14 protein-coding genes are annotated in these 17,816 nt (G+C 69.0%); 8 read left to right on the top strand and 6 right to left on the bottom strand.

Going from position 1 to position 17,816, the window contains the following annotated elements; all coding sequences use genetic code 11:
• Positions 1-14 precede the first annotated feature (14 nt).
• Positions 15-3,509, bottom strand: coding sequence for a transcription-repair coupling factor (mfd, locus tag B9P64_RS21870; RefSeq protein WP_085318220.1), 3,495 nt, complete (start codon positions 3,507-3,509; stop codon positions 15-17).
• Between the two features lie 269 nt (positions 3,510-3,778).
• Between mfd and ispD the strand changes: the two genes are divergently transcribed.
• The 8 genes from ispD (at position 3,779) to B9P64_RS21910 (ending at position 12,450) form a co-directional block, all read left to right on the top strand.
• Positions 3,779-4,474 (top strand): 2-C-methyl-D-erythritol 4-phosphate cytidylyltransferase, encoded by a 696-nt coding sequence (ispD, locus tag B9P64_RS21875; protein ID WP_085318221.1) that lies wholly within the window; start codon positions 3,779-3,781, stop codon positions 4,472-4,474.
• Complete coding sequence (gene ispF, locus B9P64_RS21880; protein WP_085318222.1) at positions 4,471-4,983, top strand: 2-C-methyl-D-erythritol 2,4-cyclodiphosphate synthase; 513 nt, start codon at positions 4,471-4,473, stop codon at positions 4,981-4,983. The genes ispD and ispF overlap by 4 nt, the downstream gene beginning before the upstream one ends.
• A gap of 352 nt (positions 4,984-5,335) precedes the next feature.
• Positions 5,336-5,923: a pilus assembly FimT family protein gene (locus B9P64_RS21885; protein ID WP_176256928.1), complete on the top strand. Its 588-nt coding sequence runs from the start codon at positions 5,336-5,338 to the stop codon at positions 5,921-5,923.
• Positions 5,923-6,519: a type IV pilus modification protein PilV gene (gene pilV, locus B9P64_RS21890; protein WP_085318224.1), complete on the top strand. Its 597-nt coding sequence runs from the start codon at positions 5,923-5,925 to the stop codon at positions 6,517-6,519. Before B9P64_RS21885 ends, pilV begins: the two co-directional genes overlap by 1 nt.
• Complete coding sequence (locus B9P64_RS21895; RefSeq protein WP_139826466.1) at positions 6,516-7,424, top strand: PilW family protein; 909 nt, start codon at positions 6,516-6,518, stop codon at positions 7,422-7,424. Before pilV ends, B9P64_RS21895 begins: the two co-directional genes overlap by 4 nt.
• Positions 7,399-8,070, top strand: a complete 672-nt coding sequence (locus B9P64_RS21900) for a pilus assembly PilX family protein (RefSeq protein WP_176256929.1) — start codon at positions 7,399-7,401, stop codon at positions 8,068-8,070. The genes B9P64_RS21895 and B9P64_RS21900 overlap by 26 nt, the downstream gene beginning before the upstream one ends.
• A gap of 19 nt (positions 8,071-8,089) precedes the next feature.
• Positions 8,090-11,980: a pilus assembly protein gene (locus B9P64_RS21905; RefSeq protein WP_085318227.1), complete on the top strand. Its 3,891-nt coding sequence runs from the start codon at positions 8,090-8,092 to the stop codon at positions 11,978-11,980.
• 35 nt (positions 11,981-12,015) lie between these two features.
• Positions 12,016-12,450 (top strand): type IV pilin protein, encoded by a 435-nt coding sequence (locus tag B9P64_RS21910; protein ID WP_085318323.1) that lies wholly within the window; start codon positions 12,016-12,018, stop codon positions 12,448-12,450.
• Between the two features lie 27 nt (positions 12,451-12,477).
• Here B9P64_RS21910 and B9P64_RS21915 read toward each other — a convergent pair whose 3' ends face one another.
• The 5 genes from B9P64_RS21915 to B9P64_RS21935 form a co-directional block, all read right to left on the bottom strand.
• Entirely contained in the window at positions 12,478-13,866 is a 1,389-nt protein-coding gene (locus tag B9P64_RS21915; protein WP_235840099.1) for an MFS transporter, read from the bottom strand.
• 172 nt (positions 13,867-14,038) lie between these two features.
• Positions 14,039-15,115: a 4-hydroxyphenylpyruvate dioxygenase gene (hppD, locus tag B9P64_RS21920; protein WP_085318229.1), complete on the bottom strand. Its 1,077-nt coding sequence runs from the start codon at positions 15,113-15,115 to the stop codon at positions 14,039-14,041.
• Positions 15,116-15,146: 31 nt separating this feature from the next.
• A complete protein-coding gene (locus tag B9P64_RS21925; protein ID WP_085318230.1) occupies positions 15,147-15,671 on the bottom strand; it encodes a gamma carbonic anhydrase family protein in 525 nt (174 codons plus the stop codon).
• Positions 15,672-15,681: 10 nt separating this feature from the next.
• Positions 15,682-16,839 carry a CaiB/BaiF CoA transferase family protein gene (locus tag B9P64_RS21930; protein WP_085318231.1) on the bottom strand — a complete coding sequence of 386 codons (1,158 nt, stop codon included), beginning with the start codon at positions 16,837-16,839 and terminating at the stop codon, positions 15,682-15,684.
• 4 nt (positions 16,840-16,843) lie between these two features.
• Positions 16,844-17,791, bottom strand: coding sequence for a hydroxymethylglutaryl-CoA lyase (locus B9P64_RS21935; protein ID WP_085318232.1), 948 nt, complete (start codon positions 17,789-17,791; stop codon positions 16,844-16,846).
• Between the last annotated feature and the right edge of the window lie 25 nt (positions 17,792-17,816).

Raw genomic sequence — 17,816 nt, forward strand, 5'->3', positions numbered from 1 at the left:
GAGCGGATGCTGCCTCAGCGCAGTTCGGCCAGCAGCGAGCGGATCAATTTCGTCCGCTCATCCACCTTGGCCGCCGACTGGCCGATGCGCAGCCGATCCTGGCCGGCCAGCCGCACATGCTTGTTGCGCTGCATCAGCGCGACGATGCGGGCCGGATCGACCGGCGCGTCCTTCTCGAACTGGATGACGATGGCTTCGTCGCTCGCATCGATCTTCTGGATGCCGTAGGGCTTGGCCGCGATGCGCAGCTTGTGCACGTCGATCAGCGCCTGGGCCTGATCGGGCAGCTTGCCGAAGCGGTCGACCAGCTCTTCGCGCAGGCCGTCGATGCCGTCCGCGTTCTCGCAGTTGGACAGCCGCTTGTAGATCGTCAGCCGCTCATGCACATCGCCGCAGTAGTCGGACGGCAGCAGCGCCGGCGTGTGCAGGTTGATCTCGGTGACGGCGCCGAGCGGGCGTTCGAGATCGGGCTCCTTGCCCTTCTTCAGCGAGCGCACCGCCTCGTTGAGCATGTCGATGTAGAGCTGGAAGCCGATTTCCTGCATCTCGCCGGACTGCTTGTCGCCCAGCACCTCGCCGGCGCCGCGGATCTCCAGATCGTGCATGGCGAGGAAGAAGCCCGAGCCCAGCTCCTCCATCTTCTGGATCGCGTCGAGCCGCAGTTGCGCCTGCTTGCTCAGGCCCTGCGGATCGTGGACGAGCAGGTAGGCATAGGCCTGATGGTGCGAGCGGCCGACGCGCCCGCGCAGCTGGTGCAGCTGGGCCAGACCGAACTTGTCGGCCCTGTGCATGATGATCGTGTTGGCGTTCGGCACGTCGATGCCGGTCTCGATGATGGTCGTGCACAGCAGCACGTTGAAGCGCTGGTGCGTGAAGTCGCGCATCACCCGCTCCAGCTCGCGCTCGTGCATCTGGCCGTGGCCCACGCCGATGCGCGCCTCGGGCAGCAGCTCTTCAAGCCGGATGCGCCGGTTCTCGATCGTCTCGACCTCGTTGTGCAGGAAGTAGACCTGGCCGCCGCGCTTGATCTCGCGCAGCACCGCCTCGCGGATGACCGAATCGCTCTCGCGCCGCACAAAGGTCTTGATCGCCAGCCGCTTCTGCGGCGCGGTGGCGATCACGCTGAAATCGCGCAGGCCTTCCATCGCCATGCCCAGCGTGCGCGGGATCGGCGTGGCGGTCAGCGTCAGCACATCCACCTCGGCGCGCAGCGCCTTGAGCGCCTCCTTCTGGCGCACGCCGAAGCGGTGTTCCTCGTCGATGATGACCAGCCCGAGCCGCGCGAACTTCACGTCCTCGCTCAGCAGCTTGTGGGTGCCGATCACGATGTCGACCGTGCCGTCGTTGATGCCCTTGATCGCCGCCGACGCCTCCTTGCCGGTCTTGAAGCGCGACAGCTCGGCGAGCTTGATCGGGAAGTTGGCGAAGCGGTCGCTGAAGTTCTGGAAATGCTGCTCGGCCAGCAGCGTGGTCGGCGCCAGGATGGCGACCTGCTTGCCGCCCGCCACCGCCATGAAGGTCGCGCGCATCGCAACCTCGGTCTTGCCAAAGCCCACGTCGCCGCAGACCAGCCGATCCATCGGCGCGCCCGAGGTCATGTCCTGCTGCACGGCGGCGATCGCGGCGGCCTGGTCGGGTGTTTCGTCGAAGCCGAAGCCTTCGCAGAACAGCTCGTAATCGGCGGCGCTGAACTCGAACTTGTGGCCCACGCGCACCGCGCGCCGCGCATAGAGGTTGAGCAGCTCGGCGGCGGTATCGCGGATCTGGCCGGCGGCCTTGCGCCGCGCCTTCTCCCACTGGCCCGAGCCGAGCTGATGCAGCGGCGCCGATTCCGGATCGGCGCCCGAGTAGCGCGAGATGACATGCAACTGCGCCACCGGCACGAATAGCTTGGCCTCGCCCGCGTATTCCAGATGCAGCAGCTCCATCGGCCCGTCGCCGAGGTCCATCGTCTCCAGCCCGCGATAGCGGCCGATGCCGTGCTGAACATGCACGACCGGATCGCCGATCTTCAGCTCGGACAGGTCCTTGATGATCGAATCGACCGCCGTGACCTGCTCTTGCCGGCGGCGCCGGCCGCGCCGGCTGGCGGTGCCGCCCGCGTACAGCTCGCCCTCGGAAACGAGATGCACCGCAGCGTCGCCCTCGCCAGCCGAAAAGCCCTGCGAAAGCGGCGCGACGCCGAGCGTGATGGCGGCCGAGCCGGTGGTGAAGTCTTCCCACGAGTCGGCGTTGACCGCCTTCAGACCGTGGTCGCGGAACAGCTCGGCGATGGTCTCGCGCCGGCCGGCCGATTCGGTGGCGATGTAGATGCGGCCCGGCGTGGTGGCTGCAAATGCGCGCAGCGCGCCGAGCGGATCGGTCGCGCGCCGGTCGATGGTGAGCGGCGGCAGCGGGCGGGCGAGGGCGCTGCGCTCGCTGTCGGTATGCAGCGCCAGCCGCGCATGCGGCTTGGCCAGCGTGAAGAAGTCCTCGGCCGTCAGGTAGATCTCGTCGGGCGACAGGATCGGCCGCTCGGGGTCGGCACGCAGAAAGCGGAAGCGCGAGCCGGTATCGGTCCAGAACTTGCGGATCGTGCCGTCGATGTCGCCGCACAGCACGATGCCGGCATCGGCCGGCAGGTAGTGCAGCAGCGTCGAGGTGCCGTCGAAGAACAGCGGCAGGTAGTACTCGATGCCGGCGCCGGCCACGCCGTTGCCCATGTCCTTGTAGAGCGTGGAGCGCGACGGATCGCCCTCGAAGCGCTCGCGGTAACGCTTGCGGAAGGTGGTACGCGCGTTCTCGTCGAGCGGGAATTCGCGGCCCGGCAGCAGCCGGATGTGCTTGACCGGGTAGAGGCTGCGCTGCGTGTCCACGTCGAAGGTGCGCAGCGTCTCGATCTCGTTGTCGAACAGGTCGATGCGGTAGGGCACGACCGAGCCCATCGGGAACAGATCGATGATGCCGCCGCGCACCGCGTACTCGCCGGGCGACATCACCTGACTCACGTTCTGGTAGCCGGCCAGCACCAGCTGGCCGCGCAGCTTGGCTTCATCCAGCTTCTGGCCGGCGCTGAACTCGAAGCTGTAGGCCGCCATGAACTCGGGCGGCGCAAGCCTTTGCAGCGCGGTGGTCGCGCCGACCAGCAGCACGTCGACCTTGTTGTCGGTGAGCGCCGACAGCGTGGCCAGCCGCCGGCTCACCAGATCCTGATGCGGCGAGAAGCTGTCGTAGGGCAGGGTTTCCCAGTCGGGAAAGTCGTGCACCGCGAGCGTCTTGCCGAGCTGCTCGGCCCACCACGGAATCTCGTCCAGCAGGCGCTGGCTTTCGGCGGCCGAGGCGCTCACCACCAGCATGGTGCGGCCCGGCGTGGCCAGCCGCGCGAGCGCCAGCGCATCGGCCGAGCCGGCCAGCGCCGGCGCCACGAAGCGCTGGCCGGCGGGCGGAAAGGCGATGCCGAGATCGAAGGCCGCCGGCAGCACGGCAGCGGCGGCGAGGGCGGGGCTAGCGGATTTGGGGCTTGGGGTCATGGACTTGGCCGTGAAGGCATCGGCCCGGTCGCGGCCACCCGCTCAGGCCGGCGGGCAGCCCCCTTGGGGCGCCAGGAAAGCGGCCGATTGTGCCATGCGCAATTTGTCCGACGTGGCCCGGCCGGCGCTGGCCGCGAAGGCCGAATCGCGCACATTTCGGCGGCCGAAACCAGCGCATCCCCGGGCTTTCTCCCCCGATTGCGCGAGGAAGCGCGTGCGAGAATCCAGCCCCGTTTTTCGTCCCGCCATCGACGCGAGCGCACACCCACATGACGCCATCCGCCAGCCCGGCCCGTTTCATCGCCCTCATCCCGGCCGCCGGCGGCGGCAGCCGTGCCGGGCTCGATCTGCCCAAGCAGTACGCCGACCTGGCCGGGCGCAGCATGCTCGACCGCACGCTCGACGCCTTCCGCGCCTCGCCGCTGATCGACGCCACCTATGTGGTGCTGGCGCCCGACGACCGCCGCTTCGACCTCGCTACCGAGGAAGTGCGGCCGCTCTATGTCGGCGGCGCGAGCCGGCGCGACTCGGTGCTGGCCGGGCTCGACGCCATCGCCGCCGTGCATGCGCCGACCGACTGGGTGCTGGTGCATGACGCCGCCCGGCCCGGCCTCACGCCGGCGCTGATCGCCGACCTGATCGACGCCTGCCGCGACGACGCGGTCGGCGGCCTGCTCGCGCTGCCGCTCGCCGACACGCTCAAGCGCGCCCGCGGCGACGCCGACAGCGCCCGCGTCGCCGCGACCCTGCCGCGCGACGGCCTCTGGGCCGCGCAGACGCCGCAGATGTTCCGGCTCGACCTGCTCCGGCGCGCCTATGCCGCCGCGCCCGAGGCCACCGACGAAGCCGGCGCCATCGAGGCGCTCGGCCTCGCGCCGCGCCTCGTGCCCGGCAGCCAGCGCAATTTCAAGCTCACCTGGCGCGAGGACTTCAACCTCGCGCGCCACCTGTTCAGCCAGCCATGACCGCCATCAGCAATCCCAGCGCGCCGCCGCCGTTCCGCATCGGTACCGGCTTCGATGTTCACGCCCTCGTGGCCGACCGCAAGCTCATCCTCGGCGGCGTCGAGATTCCGTTCGAGAAGGGCCTGCTCGGCCATTCCGATGCCGACGTGCTGCTGCACGCCATCACCGACGCGCTGCTCGGCGCCGCCGGCCTCGGCGACATCGGCATGCACTTTCCCGATACCGACGAGCGCTATCGCGGCGCCGATTCGCGCGTGCTGCTGCGCGAGGCGGTGGCCCGGGTGCACAAGGCCGGCTGGTTCGTCGGCAACATCGACGCGACCATCATTGCCCAGGCGCCGCGCATGGCGCCGTTCATTCCGATCATGGTCGGCCGCATCGCAACCGACTGCGGCATCGCGCTCACGCAGGTGAACGTCAAGGCCAAGACCACCGAGAAGCTCGGCTTCACCGGCCGCGGCGAAGGCATTGCCGCCGAGGCGGTGGCGCTGCTGCTGGCGGCGCGCTGATCGCAACCCCAGACGGCCGGCCCGAGTCAAGCGGGTCGGCGCAAGCCGTCCGGGGGCAAATCCAGGATTTCTTGCCTGGGGGCTAGAAAGTTCGCCTGCCAGTCACTAGAGCTTCGTTCTAGAAGCCGGGTTGGCAAGCGCTTGCGCGCGGTGCTGGCGCAACAGCGCAAGGACGCGATTTTTCCGTTGGTCGGGGCCGAGCGGCGCAGCCGTCGCGCCTGTCGCCGATAAGCGGAAGTGGCCGTCCGCGTCATGAAATTGGCTGAGCGAATCAAGCCAATTCGTGCGATTCCGCCTGTTTTCGGCACCTATGATCGCCAGGACACACAGTCTCAACTGTCCTGGGGACCCCTTGACCAAGCTTCAGAAACGTCGGAGCGGCTTCACGCTGATCGAGATGCTGGCGGTCATGGCCATCACCGCCGTGCTGGCCGCGATCGCCGTGCCGCCGATGTCGCAGTTCATCGTCCGCAATCGCATCGCCAGCCAGTCCAACGACCTGCTGGCGCTGCTGGCCGGTGCGCGTCTGCAAGCCATCCGCCAGCGCACGCCGGTCGGCATCTGCGCGACTGCCAATCCCAAGGGTTCGGCTGCCTGCGCCACCAGCAGCGACTGGAACAGCGGCGTTGCCGCCTATGTCTTCGATGCGCTCGGCAACCGCGCCAGCGACGCCAGCGGCACGCCGCTCGCGCCGCTGCGCATCCTGCAGGCCAGCGACGACGGCAGCGTCATCGTGCGCAACGGCAGCGGCGCGCCGATCCGCTTTGGCCAGACTGGCCGCTGGCTCGACTTTGCCGGCAACGCCAACACCGCCTTCATCGTTTCCTCCTCCAACACCGATGCGCCGAGCGAGCAGCGCGCCGTCTGCCTCTATCCGGGCGGCAATGCGCGCATCGTCGCCACGCGCAGCCATGGCCAGGCCACCGGAGCGAGCTGCTGATGCGCCTGCCGTCGTCCGGGTCCGGCGCCGCAGGCCGGCGCGGCTTCTCGCTGATCGAGGTGCTGATCGTGCTGGTGGTGGTGTCGCTCGGGCTGATCGGGCTGGCCGGCCTGCAGGTCAACGCCATGAGCTACAGCAAGACCGCCGTGTCGCGCTCGGCCAGCGCCGCGCTCGCCTACGACATGGCCGATCGCATCCGCGGCAATCTCAACGGCCTGATCAACGGCCGCTATGTGCTCGACCAGACCTGGAGCGGCAGCAGCGCCGTGCCCGAGCTGCCGAGCTGCTACAACGCCAGCCGCGGCATCACCAGCGGCAACTGCAATGCGGCCCAGATCGCCGCCATCGACCTGAACCGCTGGAGCGCCCTGGTGGCCGACCAGCTGCCGAGCGGCCGCGCCCGCATCGAGGCGCTCGACGGCAGCGGCAAGAGCGCCAAGTTCCAGTTCGGCGTGCGAATCATCATCGGCTATGCCGAGCGCAACAGCGCCATGAATCCCCTCGGCAACGATTCCGAACACGCGGCGACCAACTGCCCGTCCAGCTTCACCACCGACACCTCCGTCCAATGCTTCCAGCTCGACGTCGCGCCATGAGCGCCGGCCGCCGTGCGCGCCAGACCGGGCGCAGCCTGGTCGAACTGCTCATCACGCTCGGCATCGGCCTGCTGATCTCGCTGTTTCTCGTCGGCCTGTATCTGCTCGGCAGCAGCAGCGGCCGCGCGCTCGACGAAGCCCAGCAGCTGGAGGAGGGCGGGCGCTTCGTGCAGCAGCTGATCGCGCGCCAGCTGCGCGAGGCCGGCTATTCGCCGGTGGTCGGCACCGGCCGGCCGCGCATGTACAGCTGGAGCGACCTGGGCCTGAACGCGCCGGTCTACGGCTGCACCGGCAGCTTCACCACCGCCATCAACGTGGCCGGCGGGCTGGTGGCGCCGACCTGCACCGCCAACGGCGACAACGACCGCGAGGCCATCGAGATCCGCGCGCTCACCGTGGCCGCCAATGCCGCGACTGGCGAGGGCCAGACCTGCCTCGGCACCGATGCGCCGGCGCTCGGCCGCAATCCGCTGCCGGCCCAGCCGATCGTCGTCAATCGCTACTACCTGGCCACCGGCAGCAGCGGCCGCAGCGAGCTGTTCTGCTCGGCCAATGGCAGCACCGACACCCAGTCGCTCGCCGTCGGCGTGGAGCAGCTGGTGTTCTGGTTCGGCAGCAACGGACTGAAAGACGCGCGCCAGAGCGTCAGCCGCTGGGACCGGGCCGCCAACGTGCCCGACTGGACCCTGGTGAGCGCGGTGCGCTTCTGCTTCGTGATGGCCTCGCCCGACAGCGCCGCGCTCAGCGCGCGCACCGGCAGCGGCAGCGGCGCCGGCATCACCACCTATACCGATTGCCTCGGCACCGTCCGCGACTCGTCGACCGATGGCCGGTTGAGGCGCGCCTACTGGACCACCGTCACCCTTCGCAATGTCGTCAATGGATCGAGTACGCCGCTGCTCTGAAACCCGCGCTGCGCGCTCGCGCGGGCCGGTCGGCCGGCGCCGGCGGCGCGGCGTCATCCTCATCATCGCGCTGGTCTTCCTCGTGGTGCTGACCTCGCTCGCGCTCAACGAGATGCGTCGCACCACGGTGCAGCAGAGCGTGGCCACCGGCGAGCGCGACCGGCTGTTCGCGCAGCAGAACGCCGAGCTGGCGCTGCGCGATGCCGAGCGCGATGTGCTCGGCGTCGACTATCTCAACCGCAGCTGCGTCAAGGCCACCTACTCCTACTGCCGCGATGTGCTCGATGCGCGCACCGGCGCCGACGGCACCGCCTTTGCCAGCGCCGCCTCGCGCTTCACCGAGGACTGCACCGACGGCCAGTGCGGCGGCGCGGCGGCACCGGCCGACGACAATCCGGCCGATCCCAACTGGATCGCCTTCCGCAACTGCGTGACCTATGGCCGCTATACCGGCGCCAGCGGCGAATCCGGCAGCGGCAATGCCGTGGCGCCGGCGCGCCAGCCCTGCTACGCGCTCGAATGGCTGACCGCCAACAACGGTGGGCGCCAGTCGGTGCCGATCATTCGCATCACCGCCTGGGGCTGGGGCAAGGACGGCAGCGCGCCGGTCGTGATCCAGGAAGTCTTCAATCGCGGCGCCTACTGAGCGCCCACGGACAATCGCCATGAACGCCATGCTCCGCACGCTCGCACTGGCTGCCAGCCTGCTCGTCCCGCTGGTCGCCCAGGCCCAGTCGTCGTCCATCGCCCAGTCGCCGCTGACGGCGGCGCTGCAACCGCCGGCCAATCTGGCGCTCGCGCTGTCGGTCGAGTTCCCGACCGCCGGCTATGCCTACAACGGCGTGGGCTACTCGCGTACCAAGGAGTTCGCGGGCAACTGGAACTCCAACCTCTGCTACAGCTACGACTCGAGCAAGCAGTACTTCACGGCCTATGGCGCGGTCACCAGGACCACGTCCAACTACTTCAGCTGCGACAGCACGCACTGGTCGGGCAACTTCCTCAACTGGGCCGCCACCTCGTCGCTCGACCTGTTCCGCATGGTGCTGGCTGGCGGCTGGCGCGTGCTCGACCAGACCTATGCGGAAGGCGGCCTCACCGTCGTCAGCCGCGCCTTCCTGCCCGACGTGGCGCGCAACAGCGTGCCGAGCTTCTATGCGAGCGGCAATTTCCCGCGCCTGTCGCTGAGCGCCGCCAATGCGGCCGGCACCATTCCCACCAGCGTGCTCGGCGGCAACACCTCGGTCGTGATCGTCAACTGCCGCGACAAGATCTACATCGGCAGCGCCAGCAACAGCAGCGGCACCTGCGCCGCGCCCGGCACCGACGGCGACCGCTTCCAGGGCTATGCGCGGGTTTCGATCTGCGACAGCAATGAAGTGACGGCCGGCCGCGCCAGTCTCTACTCGGGCTCGCTCAGGCTCTGCACGCGCTACGGCAGCAGCGGCAGCTATGTGTACAAGCCCGAAGGCGTGATGCAGTTCAACCGCAACGACGTCAATTACGCGGCGCTCGGCTATCTGACCGATCCGAGCCAGTCGCGCTTCGGCGGCGTGCTGCGCGCGCCGATGCGCCGCATCACCGACGAGTACAGCCAGACCACCGGCGTGGCGCTGCTCAATCCGCTCGGCGACTCGGCCGGCGTGAGCGGCGTGCTCAACTATCTCAACCGCTTCGGCCTGGCCTCGCCGACGCTGTCGCCCTACACCTCGGGTGGCGATGTCGACGGCACCTGGGACAGCAACCAGACCCATTCGTACAAGGTCTACGACCAGTTCGGCGAGCTCTACTACCAGGCCTTCCAGTACCTGCGCGGCAAGGCTGCCGACGCGCTCGCCACCAGCGGCATGACGGCCACGATGAAGTCGGGCTTCCCGGTCTACTCGGCCTGGAACGGCTCGGGCCTGAGCGGCGCGCTGGCCGATCCGGTCACCTCGGCCTGCCAGAACAATTTCATCTTCACCATCGCCGACACCAACACCTGGTGCGACCGCTATCTGCCCGGCAACACCACCACCAACAGCGGCTGCGGCGATGCGCCGCGCTCGGTCGCCAGCGGCGAGGTCGATGCCTATGCCGCCACCTCGGCGCTGGGCAATGCGCTCGCCACGCTGAGCGCCGAACGCAGCGCCGGCGCGCTGGCCAACCGCAGCACGCTGGCCACCGATCTGACCGGCGTGGGCAATGCCGGCTATCTGGCTTCGGGCCTGGCCTACTGGGGTGCGACCAACGCCTTCCGCTCCGACCTGGGCAGCTCGCGCCCGCTGGTCACCTTCGCCTTCGACGTGATGGAGAGCAGCGGCATCGCGACCGAGAACCGCCAGCTCTATCTGATGGGCCTGGGCGGCGGCGCCAAGCTGGTGAACGGCAGCTATCGCTCGCCCTATCTGAGCAACGGCCTGCCCAACAACTACTTCCAGGCCAAGGATCCGTTCGTGATGTTCGCGGCCATGCAGTCGGCGTTCGCGCAGGTGGTGGCGGCGCAGACCAGCGGCTCGGTGCCGGCGGTGAGCGCGGCGCGCGCCTATGCCGGTTCGCTGGCGTTCCAGCCGGTGGCCGATACCGGCACCTGGCAGGGCACGCTGCGCGCCTATGCCCAGCAGGCCTTCAGCAGCTACTCGGCGGGGCAGGTGGTGTGGAATGCCGGCCCGCTGCTCACCAGCGACAGCGGCCGCAAGATCATCACCTGGAACACCGAACTCAAGCGCGGCGCGGCCTTTACCTGGAGCACGCTGAGCACCGCCCAGCAGACCCTGCTCAACAACAACGAGAGCGGCACCGCCGACGCCCGCGGCTCGGCGCGGCTCGACTGGCTGCGCGGCGTGGCGACCAACGAGGGCACGAGTTCGACCAGCTTCCGCCAGCGCACCAACTCCAACACGCTGTACGGCAACACCAAGCTCGGCGACATCATCAATTCGAGCCCGGCCTATGTGGGCACGCCGGCCAGCGCCATCTCCGATTCGGGCTATGGCACGTTCCGCAGCCTGCGCGCCAACCGCACGCCGGTGCTGTGGATCGGCGCCAACGACGGGATGCTGCACGGCTTCAATGCCAGCACCGGCGCCGAAGTGCTGGCCTATGTGCCGGGCGCGGTCTACGCCAATCTGAGCAAGCTCACCTCGGTCAACTACAGCCACCGCTACTACGTGGACGGCTCGCCGATCGTGGCCGACGCCAACATTTCGGCCACCAGCACGCCCAACTGGGCCACGGTGCTGGTGAGCCCGCTGGGCGCCGGCGGCAACGGCGTGTTCGCGCTCAACGTGAGCAATCCGGCGGCGTTCAGCGAGGCCAACGCCGCGTCGATCGCGCTGTGGGAATTCACCGATGCCGACGACAGCGACCTGGGTGTGATCGTCGGCCAGCCGACCAAGGCCAGCGCCACCGGCGTGCCCGAGCAGATCGTGCGGCTCAAGGTCAGCGGCCGCACGCGCTGGGCGGTGCTGCTCGGCAACGGCTATGGCAGCAGCGGCGGCAAGCCGGTGCTGTATGCGCTGTTCCTCGACAAGACCAGCACCGGCTGGACCGCCGGGACCGACTACATCAAGATCGTCGCCGCCGCGACCGGCAGCGAGGCCAGCGGCAACGGCCTGTCGATGCCGGTGCCGGTGGACGTGAACAACGACGGCATCACCGACGTGGTCTACGCCGGCGACCTGCGCGGCAACCTGTGGCGCTTCAACCTGAGCACGGCGGCCGGCGATGCCACCGTGACCGACGCGCCCTCGACCTGGAAGGTGGCCAACGGCGGCGCACCGCTGTTCACCGCGCTCGATACCGCCGGCACGGTGCGCCAGCCGATCACCGGCGCGCCGGTGGTGGTGCCCAATCCGGCCACCGACACCGGCTGGATGGTGGCCTTCGGCACCGGCCAGCTGTTCGCCACCGGCGACCAGAGCACGACCGCCGAACAGGCGCTCTACGGCATCTGGGATGCCGACGGCGCCACCACCGTCAGCTTCAGCCGCATCAAGAAGCTGAGCTTCTCGACCACCACCACCACGGCGGCGGGCTCGACCACCCAGCTGCTGCGCGATCTGTCGGCCCAGGTGTTCTGCTTCACCACCACCCAGACCTATGGCGGCAGCACCTGCGGCAGCAACAGCACGCTGTACCAGGGCTGGCGCGTCAAGCTGCCGGTCAGCGGCGAGCGGGTGACCGGCAATGCCGAGAACGTCGGCCGCTACTTCGTCATCACTTCCTTCGTGCCGCCGGCGGCCAACTGCACCACGCCGGGCCAGACCTGGGTCAATGCGATCGACATCGTGTTCGGCGGCAAGTACCAGCCCACCTTCGAGAGCAGCACCGCCGGCGTCTACTACCCGTCCGAGACGCTCGAAAGCGGCCAGCTGGCGCTCGGCATGGCCTTGCAGGGCACGGTCCTCCCGCAGAATGGCAGCGGCACCTGTACCGGCAGCAACTGCGGCTCGGCCACCTGCCGCCTGGGCGTGAACGTGGTGACCGGCAGTGCCAACGGCGTGCAGACCGCCGCCCAGCTGCCGGCCTGCGACCACCTCGGCCGGCTCAGCTGGCGCGAATTCGGCCGGCCCTGATGCGGCCGCCACTCCTCACCGAAAGACTGCCCGCCATGCGCCTGCCTGTCCGCCGCGATGCCGGCTTCACGCTCGTCGAACTGATCGTCACGGTCGCCATCGTCGGCATCCTGGCTGCGGTCGCGGTGCCGAGCTATACCGAGTACGTGCGCCGCGCCAATCGCGCCGAGGCGCGCAGCGCGCTGGTGGATGCGGCCTCGTGGATGGAGCGCCATTACGGCGAGAGCAACACCTTCCTGCTCGGCAATGCCGACCAGGTGTTCAGCACCCGCTACTACAACGTGCCGGCGAGCGGCAGCGCGCGCTATCACATCAGCCTGAGCAGCGTGACCGCCAGCAGCTACACCCTGACCGCGACGCCGACCGGCAGCATGACCGGCGACGCCTGCGGCAATTTCACGCTCGACAGCTATGGCGTGAAGGGCATCAGCAGCACCGCGCGCACCGTCAACGACTGCTGGGGGCATTGAGGTCTGTCCGAGCCACCGAGTGCTGGCTCAGTGCGAGATCTCGTCGAGCCGCAGGCCGGTGGTGCGCGGCCCGAACACGCCGATGGCGAGCGCCACGATCAGCATGCAGCTCGTGATGCCGGCAAACACGCCCACCACGCCGAAGTCACGCAGCAGGAAGGCGATGAGAAAGCCCGACAGCATCGCGCCGACGCGGCTGGCCGAGTACACCAGCCCGTTGGCGCGGCAACGCACGCTGGTCGGGAACAGCTCGGCCTGATAGGCGTGGTAGCTCGCCGAGATGGTCTGGCCCGACAGGCTGATGAGCACACCGAAGAGCGTGAGCCAGAGCGGGTCTTTCATCTGGCCGAATGCCAGACCGAAGATCACCACCGAGACGGCCGGCACGACGATCAGCCACTTGCGCTGCACCCGGTCGGCGATGCTCATGACCAGCAGCGGACCGATCGGCAACGCGAAGGCGATCACGAAGGAATAGAACAGGCTTTTCGTCACGGTGATGCCCTGGCCGATCAGCAGCGTGGGCACCCAGTTGGCAAAGCCGTAGTAGCCGATGGCCTGGAAGAAATTGAACACCAGCAGCATCGCCACGCGCGATCGATAGGGCGGATGCCAGATCTCGCGGAAGGCCTGCGTGGGCGGGCGGTCGGTGACGACCGGCGGCTGCGGCGCGGGCAGCGGCAGGCCGTGCTCGGCGGCCACCTTCGCCTCGATGTCGAGCACGATGCGGTTGGCCTCGTCGAGCCGGCCCTGCTGGGCCAGCCAACGCGGGCTCTCGGGCAATGCGCGGCGGATGAACCAGACCACGACTGCGCCAGCACAGCCGATCAGCACGACCCAGCGCCATCCATCGACGCCGAACAATGTGATCGGCACCAGCCAGTACGACAGGATGGCGGCGACCGGCGCGGCCGCGAACATGACCGACTGGTTGAACGCGATGGCCCGGCCGCGCATGCGCTGCGGCACCAGCTCGGTGATGTACGAATCGATCGTCACGATCTCCACGCCGACACCGATGCCGGTGATGAAGCGCCAGAACACGATGCCCTCGCCGCTGCTCTGGAAGGCCATGATCGCCGAGCCCACGCAATACCAGAGCAGCGAATAGGTGAACACCGAGCGGCGGCCGAAGCGGTCCGGCAGGAAGCCGAGGAAGAAGGTGCCGACGAACAAGCCGGCGAAGGTTGCTGCAATGAAGCCGGCGATGCCCTGGAAGCCGAAGAAGGTCTCGGTGGTCGTGGCGAGAACGCCGCTCCTGGCCATGCCGGGTGCGATGTAGCCGGTGAAGACCAGGTCGTAGACCTCGAAGAAGCCGCCGAGCGAGATCAGCAGCACCAGCAGCCACAGATGGCGGGTGGCAGGCAGGCGATCCATGCGCGCGGTAACGGCGAGGGGCGTGCTCTCGAACTGCATCGAGGGCTGGGAGGTGGCGCGCAAGGGCGCCGCTGCAAGTGTGGTTGACATGGCTTGTCTCCGATGGCCGAGCCGGGCCACGCGCGGTTCACATATCGCGCGGGCAAGGGAGTGCCGGCGGCTCTGTGGCCGCCTGGCACGCGGGAAAGAAAGTGGGAAGAGGGGCGGCGGATCAGGCGGGCTGCAGCACGCCGCGCTCGATCTGGTCGCGTTCCAGCGATTCGAACAGCGCCTTGAAATTGCCTTCGCCGAAGCCGTCGTCGCCCTTGCGCTGGATGAACTCGAAGAACACCGGGCCGAACAGCGTGCCCGAGAAGATCTGGAGCAGCAGGCGCGGTCTGTCGCCGCCAGTGCTGCCGTCGAGCAGGATGCCGCGCGTCTGCAGCGCGGCGGCGTCCTCGCCGTGGCCGGGCAGGCGCTCGTCGAGCATGCGGTAGTAGGTGGCCGGCGGCGCCTTCATGAGCGGCACGCCAGCCGCGAGCAGGCTGTCGACGCTGGCCGGCAGGTCGTCGCTGAACAGCGCGATGTGCTGGATGCCTTCGCCGTTGAAGGCCATCAGGTATTCCTCGATCTGGCCTGAGCCTTTCGACGATTCCTCGTTGAGCGGAATGCGGATGCGGCCATCGGGCGCGGTCATCGCCTTCGACGTGAGGCCGGTGTATTCGCCCTTGATGTCGAAGTAGCGGATCTCGCGAAAGTTGAACAGCCGCTCGTAGAACGCGGCCCAGTAGGCCATGCGGCCGCGATAGACGTTGTGCGTAAGGTGGTCGATGAGCTTGAGGCCGTGACCGACCGGATGGCGGTCGACGCCCGGCAGAAACTCGAAGTCGATGTCGTAGATCGACTTGCCGTCCTCGAAGCGGTCGATCAGGTAGAGCGGCGCGCCGCCAATGCCCTTGATGGCGGGCAGCCGCAATTCCATCGGCCCGGTCGGCAGATCGACCGGCTGGGCGCCGAGTTCGAGTGCGCGGGCATAGGCGCGATGCGAATCCCTGACGCGGAAGGCCATGCCGCAGGCCGACGGTCCGTGCTCGGCGGCGAAGTAGGCCGCGACCGTCCTCGGCTCGCGATTGACGATGAAATTGATGTCGCCCTGGCGGTAGAGCACCACGTCCTTGGAGCGGTGACGAGCCACCGGCGTGAAGCCGAGCAGCTCGAACGCGGCTTCCAGCACGCCCGGCTCGGGCGATGCGAACTCGACGAACTCGAAGCCCATCAGTCCCATCGGATTGTCGAAAAGATCAGCCATTGCAAGCTCCGTACGAAGGGAGGGTTCGGGATCAGTCGAGGCGCTGGAGCGAGACGCGGAAGGTCGCGCCGCGCGCCGCGTAGTCGTCGGCGCCGGCGGCCAGGCCGGCCAGCTCCGCCGCCGTGAGTTCGCGCACCGCCCTGGCCGGGGCGCCGAGGATGAGCGAGCGGTCGGGGAAGGTCTTGCGTTCGGTGACGATGGCGCCGGCACCGACCAGCGATTGCCGACCGATCACCGCGCCGTTGAGCACCACGGCCTGGATGCCGATGAGCGCGCCGTCGCCGATCGTGCAGCCGTGCAGCATTGCCTGATGGCCGACCGTCACGCCGGCGCCGATGTCGAGCGGAAAGCCCGGATCGGCATGCAGCACCGCGCCTTCCTGCACATTGCTGGCGGCGCCGATGCGGATCGGCTCGTTGTCGCCGCGGATCACCGCGCCCGACCACACGCTCGCGCGCTCCCCGAGCACGACCTGGCCGATCAGCGTGGCCTCGGCCGCCACATAGGCCGACGCGGGAACTTGCGGCGCGTGGCCGCCAATGCCGTAGATCGCCATGCGGATCTCCTCAGCCCTGCGTCGGGCCGGTCAGGCGCGACAGCACTTCCTGGGTGTGCTCGCCGATGCGCGCGAGCGGCTGGCGCACGCCGGGGCGCCGGCCGCCGAGCGTGAGCGGCAGCAGGACCACGTCGGTGCTGCCGCCGTCGTCGGTCTGCATCGGCACCACGCCGCCGCTGGCGCGCAGATGCGGATCGGCCACCAGCTGGTCCGGCCGCACGATCGGCGCATAGGGCAGGCCGGCGGCTTCGAGCCGGGGCGCGAGGTCTTCGATGCGGTGCTGGCGCAGCACCGCGCCCAGGCGTTCGAGCAGGGCCGGGCGCAGCGCCACGCGTTGCTCGTTGGTGCCCAGGGCCGGATCGGTGGCCAGTTCGGGCGCGTCGATCACGCGGCACAGCGTGAGGTACTGCTTGTCGCTGACTGCGCCGATGAACAGCTGTTCGCCATCGGCGAGCGTGAACACGTCGTACACGCTCCAGGCCGACACGCGCGAGGGCATCGGCGGCGGCGGCTCGCCGGTCATGGAGAACTGCTGCATGTGCTGGGCCGAGAGGAAGGCGCAGTTCTCGAACAGCGCGCTCTGCACCTCCTGGCCGAGCCCGGTGCGGTCGCGCTCGCGCAGCGCGGCCAGCACGCCGATGGCGCCGAACATGCCGCCCATGATGTCGTTGACCGAGGTGCCGGCGCGCAGCGGCCGCCCGACCGGGCCGGTCATGTACGACAGCCCGCCCATCATCTGCACCACTTCGTCGAGCGCCAGCCGGTTCTCGTAGGGGCCGGGCAGGAAGCCCTTGTGCGACACGTAGATGAGCCCGGGATAGCGCTTCGACAGCGTGGCGTGATCGAGACCGAGCGCGGTCATCATGCCGGGCCGGAAGTTCTCGAGCATCACGTCGCACTGGCCGATCAGCTCCTCGGCCGTGGCCCGGCCCTCGGGCGTGGCGATGTCGAGCACCACGCTCTTCTTGTTGCGGTTGAAGCTGCGGAAGAAGCCGATGCCGAGGCCGGGCAGCCTGCGGGTCTTGTCGCCGCCCGGCGGCTCGATCTTGATGACCTCGGCGCCGAGGTCGGCCAGGATCATTCCGCAGGTGGGACCCATGACCATGTGGGTGAATTCGATGACGCGGACGCCTTCGAGCGGCAGGCCGGTGGATGCGCTGTTGTCCATGGATTCAGGCCGCGATGGCCGGTGTCGATGCTGCGTTGAAGGTGCGTGGCAGGCCGGCGCGCCACAGCGTGCCGTGCAGGGCCTCGCTGCCGAGCCAGTCGGCCATCCGGGCGCGCAGGGCAAGCAGGCGCGGCAGGTCGATGCCGGTGTCGATGCCCATGCTGGCGAGCATGAAGACGAGATCCTCGGTGGCGGCATTGCCGCTCGCGCCGGGCGCATGCGGACAGCCGCCGATGCCGCCGAGCGAGGCGTCGAAGCGCGTGACGCCGGTCTGGAGCGCGGCATGCACATTGGCCAGCGCCAGGCCGCGCGTGTCGTGGAAATGGCCGCACCAGAAGCGCTCGCCGGCGAGCGCGCGGGCCTGCTCGAACAGCCGCGCCACCGCCGCCGGATCGGCGAAACCGACGGTGTCGGCAAGGCTCACGCGGTCGGCGCCGGCGTCGAGCAGCGCCTGCATGCAGCGCAGCACCTCGGCCGGGGCGACCGCGCCTTGCAGCGTGCAGCCGAAGGCCGTGCCGATGCCACCTTCGATCAGCGTCCTGGCGCCGGCGGAATCGCGGGCCGCGCGGATGCGCGCCACCTCGGCGACCACTTCGTCGGGCGTCTTGCGCAGGTTGGCCAGGCTGTGTTCATGGCTGGCCGACAGCGGCACCAGCAGCAGGTCGGCACCGGTCTCGATGGCACGCTCGGCGCCCTTGAGATTGGGCACCAGCACCGACACGAACAGGCCGGGCAGGGTCTTGGCGAAGGCCACGAGTTCTGCGGTATCGGCGAGTTGCGGCAGCAGCCGCGCCGGCACATGGGAACCGACCTCGATCTCGCGCTGGCCGGCGTCGTAGGCGCTGCGGATCCAGTCGAACTTGCGTTCGGTGGCCAGTACCTGAGGCAGGCTTTGCAGGCCGTCGCGCAATCCGACTTCGCGGACGACGACTCTGGCGGGAAGGCAGGGCATGACTTGTCTCCGGTGGCATGCCGGT

Origin of the sequence: Derxia lacustris, from assembly GCF_002105195.1 — a bacterium.
Taxonomy (GTDB): domain Bacteria; phylum Pseudomonadota; class Gammaproteobacteria; order Burkholderiales; family Burkholderiaceae_E; genus Derxia; species Derxia lacustris.

What these genes read in the sequence shown, in the direction of transcription:
- mfd (WP_085318220.1), bottom strand. Translation starts at nt 3,509, where the DNA reads ATGACCCCAAGCCCCAAATCCGCTAGCCCCGCCCTCGCCGCCGCTGCC.
- ispD (WP_085318221.1), top strand. Translation starts at nt 3,779, where the DNA reads ATGACGCCATCCGCCAGCCCGGCCCGTTTCATCGCCCTCATCCCGGCC.
- ispF (WP_085318222.1), top strand. Translation starts at nt 4,471, where the DNA reads ATGACCGCCATCAGCAATCCCAGCGCGCCGCCGCCGTTCCGCATCGGT.
- pilV (WP_085318224.1), top strand. Translation starts at nt 5,923, where the DNA reads ATGCGCCTGCCGTCGTCCGGGTCCGGCGCCGCAGGCCGGCGCGGCTTC.
- B9P64_RS21895 (WP_139826466.1), top strand. Translation starts at nt 6,516, where the DNA reads ATGAGCGCCGGCCGCCGTGCGCGCCAGACCGGGCGCAGCCTGGTCGAA.
- B9P64_RS21900 (WP_176256929.1), top strand. Translation starts at nt 7,399, where the DNA reads ATGGATCGAGTACGCCGCTGCTCTGAAACCCGCGCTGCGCGCTCGCGC.
- B9P64_RS21905 (WP_085318227.1), top strand. Translation starts at nt 8,090, where the DNA reads ATGAACGCCATGCTCCGCACGCTCGCACTGGCTGCCAGCCTGCTCGTC.
- B9P64_RS21910 (WP_085318323.1), top strand. Translation starts at nt 12,016, where the DNA reads ATGCGCCTGCCTGTCCGCCGCGATGCCGGCTTCACGCTCGTCGAACTG.
- B9P64_RS21915 (WP_235840099.1), bottom strand. Translation starts at nt 13,866, where the DNA reads ATGCAGTTCGAGAGCACGCCCCTCGCCGTTACCGCGCGCATGGATCGC.
- hppD (WP_085318229.1), bottom strand. Translation starts at nt 15,115, where the DNA reads ATGGCTGATCTTTTCGACAATCCGATGGGACTGATGGGCTTCGAGTTC.
- B9P64_RS21925 (WP_085318230.1), bottom strand. Translation starts at nt 15,671, where the DNA reads ATGGCGATCTACGGCATTGGCGGCCACGCGCCGCAAGTTCCCGCGTCG.
- B9P64_RS21930 (WP_085318231.1), bottom strand. Translation starts at nt 16,839, where the DNA reads ATGGACAACAGCGCATCCACCGGCCTGCCGCTCGAAGGCGTCCGCGTC.
- B9P64_RS21935 (WP_085318232.1), bottom strand. Translation starts at nt 17,791, where the DNA reads ATGCCCTGCCTTCCCGCCAGAGTCGTCGTCCGCGAAGTCGGATTGCGC.